This window comes from Coprobacter fastidiosus (genome assembly GCF_982245605.1).
The window spans coordinates 1-16,228 of record NZ_CEVCIF010000045.1; the positions used below are offsets into that span (position 1 = coordinate 1).

The following is a 16,228-nucleotide window of genomic DNA, read 5'->3' on the forward strand; positions in this document are numbered from 1 at the left end:
CTTAACGGGAACATACATTACCAGATGTTCTGCGGAATCATGATAGATCCGTCCTTCCCCATAACCAACTACAAGATAGTCAGTGCCATCCGCAATGAGATGGCATCCCGTCTTGACATTGAATTCCTCCAGGAAGTGCTGGCCTCACACTGGAAACCTTATCTTGAGAACCTTCACGTGTGCATGAGCGATGCCACATGCTATGAGAGCCATATGCGTTTTCCTACGGACATGAAACTTCTTTGGGAAAGCATTGAATGGCTTCACAGACATATCTGTCGGCATTGCGGGGAGCTTGGCATAAGGCGTCCGCGCAACAAATATGCGGATGTGGAAGCGTCTTATCTGTCCTACAGCAAGAAAAGAAAAAGGAAGGTTTCACGGACAAGGATGCTCAAGCGCCGTATGATCAGGCTTCTTGAAAAACTCCTCATACAGAGGGATGGAATCCATAGGGAGTACGGTGTCTCACTCCGATACACACCGGATTACCGGAAACGGCTGTCCGTCATCAGAAAGGTCCTTGTACAGGAGAAGGAAATGTTTGAAGGTCGGAAAGTCAGTGACCGCATCGTCAGCATCGACCGTCATTATATACGTCCCATCGTAAGAGGCAAGGAAACCAAGTCCGTCGAGTTCGGCGCAAAGGTTAACAACATACAGATAGACGGTATATCGTTCATCGAACACCTCTCGTTCAAGGCTTTCAACGAGGGGATACGGCTTAAGGACTGTATCCGTATGCAGCAGAAACTTATGAGTGTAAGGGTTAGATGCGTGGCGGCCGACTCTATATATGCCAATAACGCCAACAGAAAGTTCTGTACGAAATATGGAATATCCACTTCCTTTGTGCGCAAGGGAAGGGCGGCCAGGGATGAACCCTTGAGGAAGGTTCTCAGATGTGAGTTGTCAAGAGAGAGGGCCACCCGGCTTGAAGGCAGCTTCGGAACTCAAAAACAACATTACTCACTCTCAAGAATAAAGGCCGGGAACAGGAAGACGGAAATCCTGTGGATTTTCTTTGGAATACATACGGCAAATGCCGTACTGATGATTGACAAGATCAGGAACAGGACGGTGAAAGCGGCATGATATGATTTTACAGGCAGAGGCAGAAGATGTCTTCAGACTTCTTCCCGAGCGTCATGTCTTGTAGGGTAAGATTGTGTGAGAAATTACAGGAATAGGACTATAAAAATGGCATATGAAGTGAGTATGCTCTATCATCTTCATATGCCATCTTGATTTTTAGGGACATTTACTGAATATCCCTAAAAGAGGGTGCACTCAATTGTGAAGTGCACCCTCTTTTATAAAGTACTTCAGTTTAATTTGACAGATACTTCGTTTTTATAAACAATTTAATAATAAATCATTGGGATATTCACATTTTACACTATTTTTGTAAGAGAGACAATATACCCAAATAAGTAATCTTATTAATAACCTATTATTTACGCTAAATATCCGATGCAAATTATTGAAAAATATTTTCCGAATCTAAACGAAAATCAAAAATCCCAATTCGCAACCTTAGACGAACTATATAAAGACTGGAATAGTAAAATCAACGTTATTTCCCGTAAAGATATAGACAATCTATATACCCACCATATATTGCATTCTTTAGGAATAGCAAAAATTATACAATTTACTCCCGAAAGTGCAATAATGGATGTAGGTACTGGAGGAGGATTTCCCGGAATACCTCTGGCTATTTTATTTCCCGAATGCAAATTTCATTTATTAGATCGTATCGGAAAAAAGGTTAAAGTCGCTTCAGAAATAGCACAATCCATCGGACTGCAAAACGTGACATGCAGACATTGTGGAGTAGAAGAAGAAAAAAGCGAGTTCGACTTTGTCGTAAGTCGCGCTGTCATGCCATTAAATGATCTAATGAAACTTATTCGCAAAAATATCCGAAAAAAGCAACAAAATGCAATGCCTAACGGTCTGATTTGCTTAAAAGGAGGAGAACTTCAAAACGAAGTAGCACCATTTAAAAAGATTTCGATCGTGTACAATTTGAAAGAATATTTCAAAGAAGAGTATTTCGATACCAAAAAGGTCGTTTACGTACCTGTCCACAAATAAATAATATATATATGCTGGTAATTAAGGAGTTCCAATTCAATCCGTTTTCAGAAAATACGTATGTCATATCGGATAGTGAAACCGGTGAATGCGCAATCATAGACGCAGGGTGTTATTATGCAGACGAACAAGATATTCTATCAGGTTACATTATAGACAATAATTTGAAAGTCAAATATCTTTTGGCAACACATTTGCATCTCGATCATAATTTCGGAGACAGACATGTGTATAATACTTTCAATGTCGGATTAACAGCCCATCCCGATGATGCTTTTCTATTAGATAACATGAAAGAACAAGCTTCTATGTTCGGCATACAATTACAAGACCCTCCCATTCCCATTGATCATAATGTCCATGAAAACGATATTTTCAAAATCGGGAAATATTCTTTACGAGCTATACACGTACCGGGACATTCTCCCGGAAGTATCATATATTATTGCAAAGAAGAAAAAATAGCGTTTGGCGGAGACGTACTTTTCAGAGGCAGTATCGGCCGGACGGATTTACCGGGAGGAAACTATAATCAATTAATTACCGGTATTCGAGAAAAACTATTTATACTACCGGAAGATACGGTTATTTATTCCGGACACGGTCCTAGCACAACAATAGGCTTTGAAAAGAAACAAAATCCATATTTACAATAAACCTAATTCTTCGAACATCCGGGCATATACCGCAGCCTTTTCTGACAAAGGTTTAGGATAGGCCCGGGAAGAAGAAGGCATTCTGTAAAAACGCATTTTTCTACTTTGATATTCAAATTCAACAAAGCTTCCGACAGGAGGAATTGCAGACGAAACAAGATCACTCAATATCTCGGTAGCCTTTTGTCCTGTAGTGACAACAGCTTTGCACATTGGCATTTGCTCTAATAAAGTATTAATATCGGCAGCTTCTACAACTTCCAAAAATTTATCAGAGGCATTATCTTTTAACCTCTTTACAGATCGAGCAGTATCACTTAAAGCAATGCCTTTCTCTTCCAAAAAAACGGTAATGCGGTTCTTATCGAATAGTTTTGTATTATCTAAAAAATGATCCTTATCTCCGAAAAAAACGAGTCCGAAAATACGCCACATATCATTTTGAAGATTCGGATAATAAAAATTCATGCTCCAACGTATCTTTTTCGGAGGAAAACTCCCCAACATCAGCATCCGAGTATTTTGTGGAATAAATGGTTTTAACGGATGATTTTCTATCGGTATTATATTCGTGTCATTCATACAACTTGCATTTTTATATTTATAATCGCACGTGTAAAACAGAATACGGCTTTCCGGTACTATCTGTTGCATCACGACCTATTACATGAAATCACTGATGCAAATAAAATCTTACGGCCTGTTCATTTTGCACATTTACGTCAACAAAATTTACGTCCAACGTTACATCATATTCAACCAATTCCGATTTAATGATAATAGTCTAATCTTAATTCTTCAAAAATTACATTGCTTTAAGCATTTTTTAATTACCAAAAAACAGTCCTTAAAAGGACATATTTTCCTGATAAAAAACACTCATTTTTTTAACTCATACAAAGATATAATTTAAGGAACAATTTCTACATAAAAACAAAGTCTTTCTCTATTTTTGCAGTTATCAGAGCGAAATATAATTATGAATGAAAAAGTTCTCGAAAAACTGAAAATTCTTGCGGAATCGGCAAAATACGATGTATCTTGCGCCTCAAGCGGAACTTCCCGCTCCAAAATGACAGGTGGCATAGGAAGTGCTTCGGGCTGGGGTATTTGCCATAGTTTTACAGAAGACGGAAGATGCGTTTCGCTTTTGAAAATTATGCTTACCAATTATTGTATATATGATTGCGCTTATTGTATCAACCGTAAAAGTAATGACCTGAAAAGAGCAACATTGTCTGTATCAGAACTGGTCGATCTTACCATAGAATTTTATAGAAGAAATTATATCGAAGGTCTTTTTTTAAGTTCGGGAGTAGTAAATAATCCGGACTATACAATGGAAAGATTGGTAGGAGTAGCAAAAGAATTGCGATTGAAACACCGTTATAACGGATATATCCATTTGAAAAGCATTCCGGGAGCCAGCAGAGAACTGGTAAACGAAGCTGGATTATACGCTGATAGATTAAGTGTAAATATAGAAATTCCTAATGAAGAAAGCCTCAAAATATTAGCACCTGAAAAAGACTTTAAAAGTGTATTTACGCCAATGCGTTACATACAACAAGGAATCTTGCAAAGTGCGGAAGAAAAAAAAAGATTCCGCCATGCACCCCGTTTTGCCCCGGCAGGACAAAGTACACAAATGATTGTAGGAGCAACGTCAGATACAGATAAGGATATACTCCGCATATCGTCTGCTTTATATCAGCGACCAACGATGAAAAGAGTATATTATTCCGGATATATTCATGTAAACGATTATGATAATCGATTGCCGGTTCTAAAACAACCTCCATTGGTGAGGGAAAACAGATTGTACCAAGCCGACTGGCTATTGAGATTCTACCAATTCAAAGTAAATGAAATCGTAGATGATGCTTATCCTAATCTCGATCTGGATATCGATCCTAAACTTGCGTGGGCTTTACGTCATCCGGAAATTTTTCCGATAGATATAAACCGAGCAGACTACGAAATGCTTCTGCGAGTACCCGGAATCGGTATAAAATCTGCAAAATTAATCGTTGTTTCCCGCCGTTACTCCCGATTAGGAGCGTCCCAATTAAAAAAAATCGGCGTGGTAATGAAAAAAGCGCAGTATTTTATTACTTGCAACGAACTTCCTATGCAAACAGTAAACGAAATGAATCCACAAAATATCCGCAAACTTTTAGTAGGGAGACCACGAACGAAAGACTCACGACAACTAACGCTCTCTTTTGAAGATTAAAAACATGAATATATTCATATATGATAAAACATTTGAAGGGTTGTTGAATGCAATTTTCGACGCTTATTCTCGAAAAACATTTCCGGATCTTTTACTGAGCGAAGACGAGACTCTTCCACTATTCTATGACGATTTACATATAGTATATACGGATAATGATAAAGCGGAACGGGTATGGAACGGATTGATGAAAAAGTTGTCGAGACCTGCCCTCTCCTGTCTTGCTGCCAGTTGGTTATCTGAATTGCCCGAAATAGATCTATTGATTTTTCGTTATATACGAAAAGCTATAGATTCCCCCTGTTCTATTGAACTGAATTTCGGAGATAATGATGTCTTGGAACTTTCTCAAATCTGGAAAAAAGTACATCGTGAACAACACCGAATTATTCAGCTTCTACGTTTCCAAAAAGCTATGGATGGAACATTCTTTGCAGCAATAGAGCCGATTTATAATGTATTGTCTTTAATCGTTCCTCACTGCAAGGATCGCTTTTCAGACCAGAAATGGATAATTTATGATTTAAAACGAGAATACGGATACTATTATGATCTGTCTTCGGTTACAGAAATACAGTTCGAAAACAGTAGCGCTCATCTTCTATCCGGAATATTAGACAAAAATCAAATGCATCCCGATGAAGAATTATTTCAAAAGCTTTGGAAAGAATATTTCAAAGCAATTAATATTAAGGAAAGAAACAACCCCAAACTACATCGTCAAAACTTGCCTGTAAGGTTTTGGAAACATTTAACCGAGAAACAAAAATAATTTTTATTTAAAACCTGTTTTCTGCATTATCTGATTTTCAACCGATTGTGTATCGAACGATTTTTAATAAAGATTTTCCTGAAAATTTTTCATTCAAGACTGTTGTTAAATCAAAAAATGTGACTATCTTTGCAACGCAAAAGAAAAAAGAAGCGTTCTTAATTTTGTTAACTGGTGCGGTAGTTCAGCTGGTTAGAATACATGCCTGTCACGCATGGGGTCGCGGGTTCGAGTCCCGTCCGCACCGCAAACAATATCTTTAATGAAGATTCGGGGTGTAGCGCAGTCCGGTTAGCGCACCTGCTTTGGGAGCAGGGGGTCCCAGGTTCGAATCCTGGTACCCCGACACAAAAAAGAGGAAGTTAAGTAAATTAGCTTCCTCTTTTTTATTTATTTCAGTATGATTTGGAGAGTTAAAAGGTAATTTTAACAACGCAGCCAATAATTTAGCATATCAAGCAAATAAAAAATATCAATTACCAATCATCAGAGTCTTCCTTAACCGTTTGTATTGATGCTGCCAATTTCTCTAAATCTGAAAATATACTATTTGATTCCCGTTCACTTTTTACTTTAATATCTTTCCAAACCTTATTATGAAAAAACTTTTGCGCCCCCTTATCTGTATAATTTTCCGCAATGGTAATTAGTCCTAAGTTGCAAGTTGGAGCATTACCTTTTTTATTTTCATGAATAAAATTTAACATTTCAACTTTAAACCGACCATCCTTAACTTGCAATTTAATAGAATACCATATCTTTCCCTCATAGGCAGCATAAGCCAGTTTATTCATTGAATACAAAAAAATTGCTTTACCTATAATAATACCAGCGTCTTTGTCATCCATTTGCAAAACCTCTTGAGTATCTCTATAGTAAGTTGATATCCAATCTCGTAAAGAAATATAAATACTTGTCTTATCTACATCTTTAACCTCTATAACCTTACTAAATGTCAATTTTTCTTGACCATAGGAAGAAAAGAAATACCCCATAGAAACAAAGAGTAGTAAAAATAGCTTCTTCATAAAATTAATCTTTTGGTTTGTAAATATGTTTATTATTCACAACAGTAATTTTATAAAAAAAGAATAAAATAACAAAACTAAATCCTATTTTATTATTCTATATCATATCGAATATCTTATTGAAATCAATTTATAAACTACTAAATAAGTTTCCCTTTGAGTAATACTTCAAAGATTGAAATCGTACTTATCTTTTTCAAAGAAACATCAAATGAGAGATTTTCATCCAGCTCCAGCCAATAAGTACACATATTATCAATTTTATAAATTTGGCATTGTTCCTGAGTAGTATTTTTTTAATCGGAATCAGCAAATGTTCCGCATAATTGCCGATCATAATTAGGGTAAAACTTTCTTTTCCCTACGATGTTCTTTATCAGAACTGAAAAACACCTTTAAAAAAACTTTCAAAACATCTAAAGCAGTTTTTCCAGTAGAAAATATATAAAAATAAAGGCAAACCATTAAATAGTCTGCCTTTTATAAAGAAAGGTTGCATCATAGGATGCGATGAAACTCCGAATAACAGGATTTGAGTGCCCCCTTCCTTTGTAATCCACCGTGCATAATGCATACCTCTCGGCGTGGCCCGCCATTAGAAGAGAAAGCTTTGTTCTCGGTATTTCATAAGATTTGATGAGTTTCCCAATCTACTAGGATGCAACCTTATGTCTTACTCGCTTTCTGTATTACAAATATAGTAAAAGTAGTACAATAATCAAATTTTTAGGACAAAAAAATAAGGCTTCTTGTATAAGAAACCTTATTTATATAATAACAAATGAGTTAAGCTTTTTTTGCCTGCTCTACAATAGCCTTAAAAGCATCATTATTGTTCATTGCCAAATCTGCAAGAACTTTGCGGTTGATTTCAATACCAGCTTTATGCAAAGCCCCCATCAATTTGGAATATGACATACCTTCCAAACGAGCTGCCGCATTAATACGCTGAATCCACAATGCTCTGAACTCGCGTTTTTTAGCTTTACGGTCACGGTAAGCATAGGTTAAACCTTTCTCCCATGTATTTTTAGCTACGGTCCAAACATTTTTTCTAGAACCATAGTAACCTTTGGTTAATTTTAAAATTTTCTTTCTTCTTGCTCTTGAAGCAACGTGATTTACTGATCTTGGCATAGTTTTTACTTGTTTTGAATGTTAGCGTCACCTCCTCACGGGATGATCTTCGAGCTATGACATTCGGTTAATAAAATTTTAAACTCGCTTTTTGCTTTAAATAAAAAATCAAAGGCTTATTTCAAGCACAATAACTCTTTCACATTATTGATATCTGCAGAAGATACAAGAGTGAAATGAGTAAGATTTCTTTTTTGCTTTTTAGTCTTTTTCGTCAGAATATGACTTTTGAAAGCGTGTTTTCTTTTGATTTTTCCTGATCCGGTAAGGACGAACCTTTTTTTGGCACCGGAGTTAGTTTTCATCTTTGGCATCTTACTAAATTTTAATTTATGTATTACTAAAACATATAATATTGAGTCTCCTCAATTCTCTACTTTTTCTTAGGAGTAATCATTATAATCATACGCTTACCTTCCAAAACGGGTAACTGCTCTACTCTGCCATAATCTTCCAGATCATTGGCAAAACGAAGTAAAAGCACTTCTCCTTGTTCTTTGAACAATATAGAACGCCCTTTAAAGAAAACATAAGCCTTAACTTTCGCACCTTCTTCAAGGAAACCTTTGGCATGTTTTAATTTAAAATTATAATCATGATCATCGGTCTGAGGTCCGAAACGAATCTCCTTTACGACTACTTTAGTCGATTTAGCTTTCTGTTCTTTTAAACGTTTTTTCTGCTGATAAAGGAATTTCTGATAATCCGTAATACGACAAACAGGAGGAACCGCATTTGGAGAAATTTCTACAAGATCGAGTTCTTGCTCTTCTGCAATACGCAAAGCGTCTTGAATAGAATAAACTCCCTGTTCGACATTTTCTCCTACCAATCTAACTTCTTTTACCCTAATTTTTTCATTGGTACGGTACAACTCTTTCATTCCTTCATTTTTCTTTGAAGGATAATTTTTATTAACTCCTAAATTGTTTTTTTTCTCCATTCAATTACCATTGGGTTATCATTCTTTCAACTTCTTCAGTCAGAAGTTCGGCAAAGGTAGTAATTTTCATCGAACCTTTATCACCTTCACCCTGTTTTCTTACAGAAACTTCTTTATTTTGTTCTTCTTTTTCTCCGACAATAAGCAAATACGGAATTCTTTTGAGCTCATTATCGCGTATTTTCCGCCCGATTTTTTCATTACGGTCATCTACAGTGGTACGTATATCCTGCATTTCGAGTTGTGCAGCAACTTCATGTGCATAGTCATTATATTTCTCACTGATAGGCATAACAACGACCTGTTCCGGAGTCAACCATAAAGGGAATTTTCCGGCAGTATGTTCGATAAGAACCGCAACAAAACGTTCCATTGAGCCGAATGGTGCTCGATGTATCATAACAGGACGATGTTTTTGATTATCGCTTCCTGTATATTCAAGCTCGAACCGTTCCGGTAAATTATAATCGACCTGAATAGTTCCTAACTGCCAACGACGTCCGATAGCATCTTTTACCATAAAGTCGAGTTTCGGTCCATAAAAAGCAGCTTCTCCCAATTCGACTCTGGCATTTAAGCCCTTTTCTTCACAAGCCTCAACTATAGCACGTTCTGCTTTTTCCCAATTTTCGTCAGAACCGATATATTTTTCCCGATTATTCGGATCACGCAAAGAAATTTGAGCTTCAAAATTCTTAAAATCAAGAGCTTTGAATATAATAAATATAATATCCATTACTTTTAAGAATTCTTCCTTCAACTGATCGGGACGACAAAAAATATGAGCATCATCCTGAGTAAATCCCCGAACCCTTGTCAATCCATGCAATTCTCCGCTTTGTTCATAACGATATACTGTTCCGAATTCTGCAAATCGCAAGGGCAATTCTTTATATGAACGAGGAAATGCTTTATATATCTCACAATGATGAGGACAATTCATGGGTTTCAACAAAAATTCTTCACCTTCTTCAGGTGTATGAATAGGCTGGAAAGAATCTTTACCATATTTGGCATAATGTCCAGACGTCACATACAATAATTTATTTCCGATATGGGGAGTTATGACCTGTTGATACCCGAATCGTTTCTGAATACGACGTAAAAAATTTTCAAGCCGATCACGCAAAAGAGCTCCCTTCGGAAGCCATAAAGGTAACCCCTGCCCTACAGCCGGTGAGAACGTAAACAATTCTAATTCCTTTCCGATTTTTCGATGATCCCGTTTTTTAGCTTCTTCCATCAAAGCTAAATATTCGTCCAACATTTTCTTTTTCGGGAAAGAAATGCCATAGATACGTGTCAACTGATGACGTTTCTCATCGCCTCGCCAATATGCTCCAGCAAGAGATGTTATTTTCACTGCTTTAATCGGAGCTGTATTAGGCAAATGCGGACCTCGACAAAGATCGGTAAAGTTCCCTTGTGTATATGTTGAGATCGTTCCGTCTTCCAATTCGGAAATCAACTCCACTTTATATTCTTCATTACGGTCCCCGAACATTTTCAAAGCATCAGCTTTCGATATATCATGCCGTACAATCGCTTCTTTTTTAGAAGCAAGTTCAGCCATTTTAGTTTCGATAGCTGCAAAATCGCCTTCTTTAATAGGTGTATCACCTGGATCCACATCATAATAAAATCCGTTCTCTATTGCCGGACCGATTCCGAACTTTATTCCGGGATAAAGTTCTTGTAATGCTTCAGCCAACAAATGGGCTGATGAATGCCAGAATGCATGTTTTCCTTCAGGATCATCCCATTTAAATAATTTTATGGCGGCATCTTCATTTATAGGACGAGAAAGATCCCATTCTTGCCCGTTTATCGAAGCTGCAAGAACATCCTGAGCTAAACGAGGACTGATACTTTCGGCTATCTGCAACGGTGTAGTTCCCTTAGCGAATTCTTTAACCGATTGATCGGGAAAAGTTATTTTTATCATAATCTTTGTTTTCTTGTTGCGCATAGCATTAATACAACACGCAAAATGTAACAATTGTTTTTATAATTCTTATTTTCTAAGTCTCTATAAAAAGAGATATTTTATCAAGAGCACAAAAGTAATAATTTTTTAGACCCTGTTTAAATTTTATGGCAATATTTTTTTACTATCCAATAAGACGATTCTCAGATCCTTTAAGAGCCTATCTAAATTTTCCGATAATAAGGTGTATATCCAGACTTTTACTCTGCTCCCGATCTATATTACTGTTTCTACACGTCATGTAGTCCGACGTTTCTCATCCTTTCTCAAAAACAGTCCTCAAAAAATGTCAGTGTAAAGTTTAAACAAATTCTTATACCCTATCTAAACGTCAATAAATATACCTTTGAAATGATTATTAGGTCTTGTCTTAATGGCGTTTTATTACATTGCCCAAAACCATGGCAAAAATTTAATCTCCCAGCCTTTTAATAACATTATAGGCAGAAACGATTCCTAATTCTCCGGCTTTACTTAAATCGGCAATACCTTTCTGAGTCTCTCCTAAAAAGACATACACTAATCCTCTATTAAAATACGCATCTGAAAAATCCGGACGTAAGCGAATTGCTTCATTATAATCTGCTAAAGCTGCCCGAAAATCTCTTTGTGCACATCTTACATTAGCTCGATTATAATAAGCGTAAACGAATTGCGGCGACATTTCTATAACTTTATCGTAATCTCGAAGAACCATCTCATAATCCATTCCGACCGATTCTTTTTTATTTGACGATGAATTGGGTAATAATATCGATGATGCCGAGTTCTTTGGTAAACTAAACGCTTCTGTAACAGATTTGCTATTTTGAGTATCGAAATCTTGGGTAAAAGCTCGATATTCAATTTGCTTAAACCGGACGACAGCTCGCATAAAATAAGCCAAAACAAAATTATCGCTTAACTGTATCACCCGATTCAGATCATCTAAAGAACTTGCAAAATCTTGTATCAACATAAAATCGAGAGCTCGTCCAAAATATGGGACTGCATTATTCGGATTTATTTCTATCAATTTAGAATAATCATTGACCGAGACAAAATGTTTATTAATTTTTGCAGAGTCCAATGCCATCTCAGCATTTGTCAATAACACCCGATAAGGCAATATCCCGGCTCTATTCAGATTTTCAACCTCGGGGACAAAAGAAATTGTCTGTTTTACCTGATCCGGTTTTTCATAATATGTAAGAACAAATGCCGGAGCTATTTCTACATTGAAATTCTTATCTTGCACTCTACCTCTTATTTCATTAGTATATTTACTCTTCATATCGGTATTGTCCGCAACCAATAATCGATCAAATTTATTTATATTTTTGTCGGACTCTTTTCTTACCTTATCAGCATCTTTCTCTGAAGTGTCATTTTCAGATTCATCAATATTATCTGCTACTTCCTCATAATTCTTATTTGTATTCTTCTGTTGCTCATAAAGTTTCATAGCTTTCTGATAATCTGATTTTCCGCCGGAAATATCTCCCGATTTCCTTTTTGCTTCAGAACGGGCATAATATCCAGAATAAAAATCGGGATATTGATCCAATACTTTATTGTAATCTTTGACTGCAGCTCTATAGTTTCCCAATTCATCGTATAATACAGCCCGATTATAGTAAGCAAAATAATTATCCGGTTCATATTTCAATACAAAGGAAAAATCTTCTATTGCTTTATTTTTTTCTCCGACCTGGGCTCTTAACAGACCTCGATTGTAATGAGCCATCAGATTATTAGGATCTATCTCCACAACTCTGTCATAATCGGCCATTGTACCTCTCAAATCATCCAAATGATATTTTATCAATGCCCGATTAATATAATAAGAAGACATATTCGGATCAAGCCGTAAAGCTTCATTCATATCTGCCAAAGCATCTTGATAATCTTTTGTATATTGAAATTTAATAATAGCCCGTTGTGCGTATGCATACGAAAGATGCTTGTCTAAAGATATAGCTTTGTCTATATCTTCGATTGCCTTCAAAGTATCTTTTTTTTCTAACCAAAACTGGCTACGACTTAAATAGCCGTTGTAATAAGACGGATGAGTTTTGATAAGTTTATCAAAACTTTTTTCCGCATCATCATATTTTTTGAGCTGGACTTCTGCTATTGCTTTATTTCCCAAAAAGGTTCGGTCTTCAGGAGCATATTTCAGTCCCTCATTGTAATCATCAATCGCTCCTTGATAATCTCCTAAATTTTGACGGGCAATTCCTCGAACCTGATAAGCTCCCGTTATAAAAGGGTTACGTTCGAGGCATAAATTACAATCCTCCTCTGCACCTCTGAAATCTTCCAGACTTAACTTGGCGGCAGCTCTATAAAAATAAGGTTCTGCCATGTAAGGCTTTACTTTTATGACTTGATTAAAGTACTGTATGGAAAGTATATAATCTTCAAAATAGAGAGCATTGCGACCAATATTCATTACACGTTCCGTATTCAGTTGAGCTTGAATCGGAACGAAAAAACTTATTAATCCCAAAAACGACAAAATGATTCTCTTTAAATATACCATTATATTATGGGAAAACTGTATTTTCATCTTTCGGTATCTTCTTTTTTAATCTATTATTTCTTGTAGGTCGAAAATCCTACGGAAATATTTTGATTGTCTATCCAAGGACTGTATTATTCTCGAATCTTCCAAACTGTAAATCTCAAAACAAAGTACCATTCCGATCTCTTAAAACAGTTGGGACACTCTAAAAATACTTTCATTCTCCTTGATTATCATTTCATATAAACTCTAAATCGCAAATGTAGGGATTTTATAGTATAAAGTTTTACTCTATCATCATATTTTATAGCTTTTTCTTTCTTATAAACATGCAAAAGTTTTCATTTATTATTACTCAATAAACTCATTCTCCTGAATTACACAAGAATTTTATAAATCATAATGCCACACCCATTATTTATCGGAATAAAGACATTCTATAAAAAATTTAGATGACCGGCTTTAAGCGATATGAAAAACTTGAAATATAAAAATTTACACGGTCAAGAGAATCATTTCCGATTAAACTTTGTAAATTTGTTTCTGTTTTTTAGAACGGATAATAAACAGAATCTAAAATTTTGATCAATCATGGAACAGAAATTTATCATAACTATAGGCCGTCAATATGGAAGCGGAGGACGAGAAATCGGGAAAAGATTATCACAATTATTTAATATTGCTTATTATGACAAAGAACTAATCAAAGAGGCTTCCAAAGAAAGTGGTCTCAATGCAGAATATTTTGAAAAAGCCGATGAAAAAGCCCCTGGTTCCCTACGGCACATGCTCTCCATGAGCTGGGCATCTTTAGGCAGTACGTTCGGTAGCGACGGTTCTCTTTGTAACGAGAATATTTTCAAATATCAGTCTGATGTCATTCAGCGAATAGCACAAGAACACTCTTGTGTAATCGTAGGAAGGTGCGCCGACTATATATTAAGGGATGTTCCCAATTGTTTCAATATATTTATTCACGCTCCCATGCAAAATCGTATAGAAAGAATCACCAGAACAGAACCTATCGATGTAAAAGAAGCTTTGGAAAAAGCCGAGAAAATAAATAAGCACCGTGCTGCCTATTACAACTTTTATACTGATAAAGAGTGGGGAGATTCTGCTTCTTATCATTTATCGATAGACTCTTCTATCTTAGGATCAGAAGAAACAGCCTTTTTCATTAAAAGATTTATTGAACTAAAATTAGAACAGTCAAAATAATTATTAAATAATAAAATTCATCATGAAAAGAAAAGTTGTATCACTTGCGGTGGTTTTATTGTTTGCCACAACTATTTCATCTTATGCACAAAGTCTGAAAGATTTTCTTAATTCTTCAAATGTAAAAGACGCTGTATCAAATATTGTATCGGGAATCAGTGGTGTTAAACAATCTGATTTAGAAGGTACATGGAAATATGCAAGTCCCGCATGTTCATTTACTACTGAAGATCTTTTGAAAAAAGCCGGTGGTGCAATAGTCGCTAATGAAGTTAGTGAAAAATTGGCCGGTATTTATTCAAAAATAGGTATCAGTTCAGAAAAATTCGGATATACATTCGCCGATAGTACGTTTGTAAATAAATTTATGGGACGCAATTCTAAGGGAACATACACGTTCGATGCAGAAAATCAAGAGCTAAACCTACAATATCAAATTGCCGGATTAATAAATATTGGAAAATCTGAAGCTAAAATCGAGAAATCCGGAAATAACATAAAACTGTTATTTAATGCCGATAAATTGTTACAGATATTAACTAAATTATCTTCAGCATCTAAAAGTTCGACAATCAAGACAATCGGATCCGTTGCCGAAGGTTATGACGGCATGCTGATCGGATTTGAACTAAGTAAATAAACAGTTATACTTAACCTAATATACAATAAGAGGTGGATTAAAAAATCCACCTCTTATTGTATATTAGACATTCTAAAAATTAAATTGAAGCCCGACTCCTAATAACTCTTTAAATTGAACCCGTTTTACTCTACGACCGTCACTCAATCCGATAAGGACATCATCGTCATATACCAGATTTGTTGTTAATGTTGTAGAGAACCACTTATTAATAACCATATTTAATTGAACTTCCCAATTTACATCAACATTTTGAGGCTTCCGTAAATAATCGGAATATAGATCTAACCGAGAATAAACTGTCATATTTTTCAAAAATTCATATTTACTTTCCAATTTTAGATTAGCTCCTAATTCAGACAAGAGGTTTTTACCCGGCTTTACACCAAATGCACCTTCATCGGAAAGTCGTTTATTTAAAACGAATGTTCCGCGCCATGCTACAGGTGAAAATACCGCTGTAAAATATTTATTAGGTATCCATGTCACCCCAAATCCGGTCATTAAATATCCGGGAGACATAAATTCCGAAACAGAGATATCCCGGCTGATTGCATAATCATATCCTCTTGTAAATTGTGACTGAAAATTCAAAATGGCGCTTGCATATAAATTTTTATATATTTCATATCCGTAATTGGAATTCAAATAAATCTTATCACTGGTTTTCTTTAATCCATCTCCTTTGGTCTTATTCAATCCATAAGCCAACTCTAATCTATTTTTCCATACATGTCTATTATGTTTATAATCTGCTTGATATGTTCCTTGCAAATCAAAGGCAAAAGCATTATCCCCTCCTGTCGCCCAATTTGTAAAACTGACTTGAGTCAACTTAAGACCTGCATATCCAGAAGTCGTCCACAAAGAATCCTTAGTTTCCGCATTAATTTCAGATATACTCATCCCAACAAATAATGTCATCAACAAAAATAATTTTCGGATCGTCATAATTAGCTTTTTATAAATAAATCCAACACAATAAAATTAATATATTTTACA

Annotated in this window: 15 protein-coding genes and 2 tRNA genes; 9 read left to right on the forward strand and 8 right to left on the reverse strand. The window is 35.7% G+C overall.

All coding sequences use genetic code 11. The features are described from left to right. The 3 genes from AC0UMU_RS11000 to AC0UMU_RS11010 form a co-directional block, all read left to right on the forward strand. On the forward strand, positions 1-1,095 hold a 1,095-nt coding region (locus AC0UMU_RS11000; RefSeq protein ID WP_473979936.1), incomplete at its 5' end, for a transposase. Between the two features lie 378 nt (positions 1,096-1,473). Then, positions 1,474-2,100 carry a 16S rRNA (guanine(527)-N(7))-methyltransferase RsmG gene (gene rsmG / locus AC0UMU_RS11005; RefSeq protein WP_009317117.1) on the forward strand — a complete coding sequence of 209 codons (627 nt, stop codon included), beginning with the start codon at positions 1,474-1,476 and terminating at the stop codon, positions 2,098-2,100. Between the two features lie 14 nt (positions 2,101-2,114). Beyond that, a complete protein-coding gene (locus AC0UMU_RS11010) occupies positions 2,115-2,756 on the forward strand; it encodes an MBL fold metallo-hydrolase (protein ID WP_039927699.1) in 642 nt (213 codons plus the stop codon). Here AC0UMU_RS11010 and AC0UMU_RS11015 read toward each other — a convergent pair. Beyond that, positions 2,748-3,338: a uracil-DNA glycosylase family protein gene (locus tag AC0UMU_RS11015; protein WP_278715849.1), complete on the reverse strand. Its 591-nt coding sequence runs from the start codon at positions 3,336-3,338 to the stop codon at positions 2,748-2,750. The two genes, AC0UMU_RS11010 and AC0UMU_RS11015, sit on opposite strands and share 9 nt — an antisense overlap. 397 nt (positions 3,339-3,735) lie before the next feature. Between AC0UMU_RS11015 and AC0UMU_RS11020 the strand changes: the two genes are divergently transcribed. The 4 genes from AC0UMU_RS11020 (at position 3,736) to AC0UMU_RS11035 (ending at position 6,110) form a co-directional block, all read left to right on the forward strand. Continuing rightward, positions 3,736-4,992 (forward strand): putative DNA modification/repair radical SAM protein, encoded by a 1,257-nt coding sequence (locus AC0UMU_RS11020; protein ID WP_122338050.1) that lies wholly within the window; start codon positions 3,736-3,738, stop codon positions 4,990-4,992. A gap of 4 nt (positions 4,993-4,996) precedes the next feature. Further along, a complete protein-coding gene (locus tag AC0UMU_RS11025; protein WP_122338051.1) occupies positions 4,997-5,764 on the forward strand; it encodes a TIGR03915 family putative DNA repair protein in 768 nt (255 codons plus the stop codon). A gap of 173 nt (positions 5,765-5,937) precedes the next feature. Further along, positions 5,938-6,011, forward strand: a tRNA-Asp gene (locus AC0UMU_RS11030). Positions 6,012-6,035: 24 nt separating this feature from the next. Then, a tRNA-Pro gene (locus AC0UMU_RS11035) sits at positions 6,036-6,110 on the forward strand. Between the two features lie 130 nt (positions 6,111-6,240). On the opposite strand, the gene AC0UMU_RS11040 is transcribed toward AC0UMU_RS11035, so the two are convergent. The 6 genes from AC0UMU_RS11040 to AC0UMU_RS11065 form a co-directional block, all read right to left on the reverse strand. After that, a complete protein-coding gene (locus AC0UMU_RS11040; protein WP_122338052.1) occupies positions 6,241-6,792 on the reverse strand; it encodes a DUF4468 domain-containing protein in 552 nt (183 codons plus the stop codon). 786 nt (positions 6,793-7,578) lie between these two features. After that, positions 7,579-7,929: a 50S ribosomal protein L20 gene (gene rplT, locus AC0UMU_RS11045; protein WP_022389765.1), complete on the reverse strand. Its 351-nt coding sequence runs from the start codon at positions 7,927-7,929 to the stop codon at positions 7,579-7,581. A gap of 116 nt (positions 7,930-8,045) precedes the next feature. Beyond that, a complete protein-coding gene (gene rpmI, locus AC0UMU_RS11050; RefSeq protein WP_009317128.1) occupies positions 8,046-8,243 on the reverse strand; it encodes a 50S ribosomal protein L35 in 198 nt (65 codons plus the stop codon). A 59-nt stretch (positions 8,244-8,302) separates the two neighbouring features. Continuing rightward, positions 8,303-8,812, reverse strand: coding sequence for a translation initiation factor IF-3 (gene infC / locus AC0UMU_RS11055; protein ID WP_044261685.1), 510 nt, complete (start codon positions 8,810-8,812; stop codon positions 8,303-8,305). Positions 8,813-8,876: 64 nt separating this feature from the next. Next, positions 8,877-10,817, reverse strand: coding sequence for a threonine--tRNA ligase (thrS, locus tag AC0UMU_RS11060; protein WP_031258617.1), 1,941 nt, complete (start codon positions 10,815-10,817; stop codon positions 8,877-8,879). 454 nt (positions 10,818-11,271) lie between these two features. After that, positions 11,272-13,410 carry a tetratricopeptide repeat protein gene (locus AC0UMU_RS11065; protein WP_022390040.1) on the reverse strand — a complete coding sequence of 713 codons (2,139 nt, stop codon included), beginning with the start codon at positions 13,408-13,410 and terminating at the stop codon, positions 11,272-11,274. A 546-nt stretch (positions 13,411-13,956) separates the two neighbouring features. Between AC0UMU_RS11065 and AC0UMU_RS11070 the strand changes: the two genes are divergently transcribed. Continuing rightward, the gene (locus AC0UMU_RS11070; RefSeq protein ID WP_022390041.1) at positions 13,957-14,586 is read left to right on the forward strand and encodes a cytidylate kinase-like family protein; all 630 of its coding nucleotides are present in this window, start codon (positions 13,957-13,959) and stop codon (positions 14,584-14,586) included. Between the two features lie 22 nt (positions 14,587-14,608). Continuing rightward, entirely contained in the window at positions 14,609-15,226 is a 618-nt protein-coding gene (locus AC0UMU_RS11075) for a DUF4923 family protein (protein ID WP_022390042.1), read from the forward strand. Between the two features lie 72 nt (positions 15,227-15,298). On the opposite strand, the gene AC0UMU_RS11080 is transcribed toward AC0UMU_RS11075, so the two are convergent. Next, positions 15,299-16,171 (reverse strand): DUF3078 domain-containing protein, encoded by an 873-nt coding sequence (locus AC0UMU_RS11080; RefSeq protein WP_423767137.1) that lies wholly within the window; start codon positions 16,169-16,171, stop codon positions 15,299-15,301. Positions 16,172-16,228 lie beyond the last annotated feature (57 nt).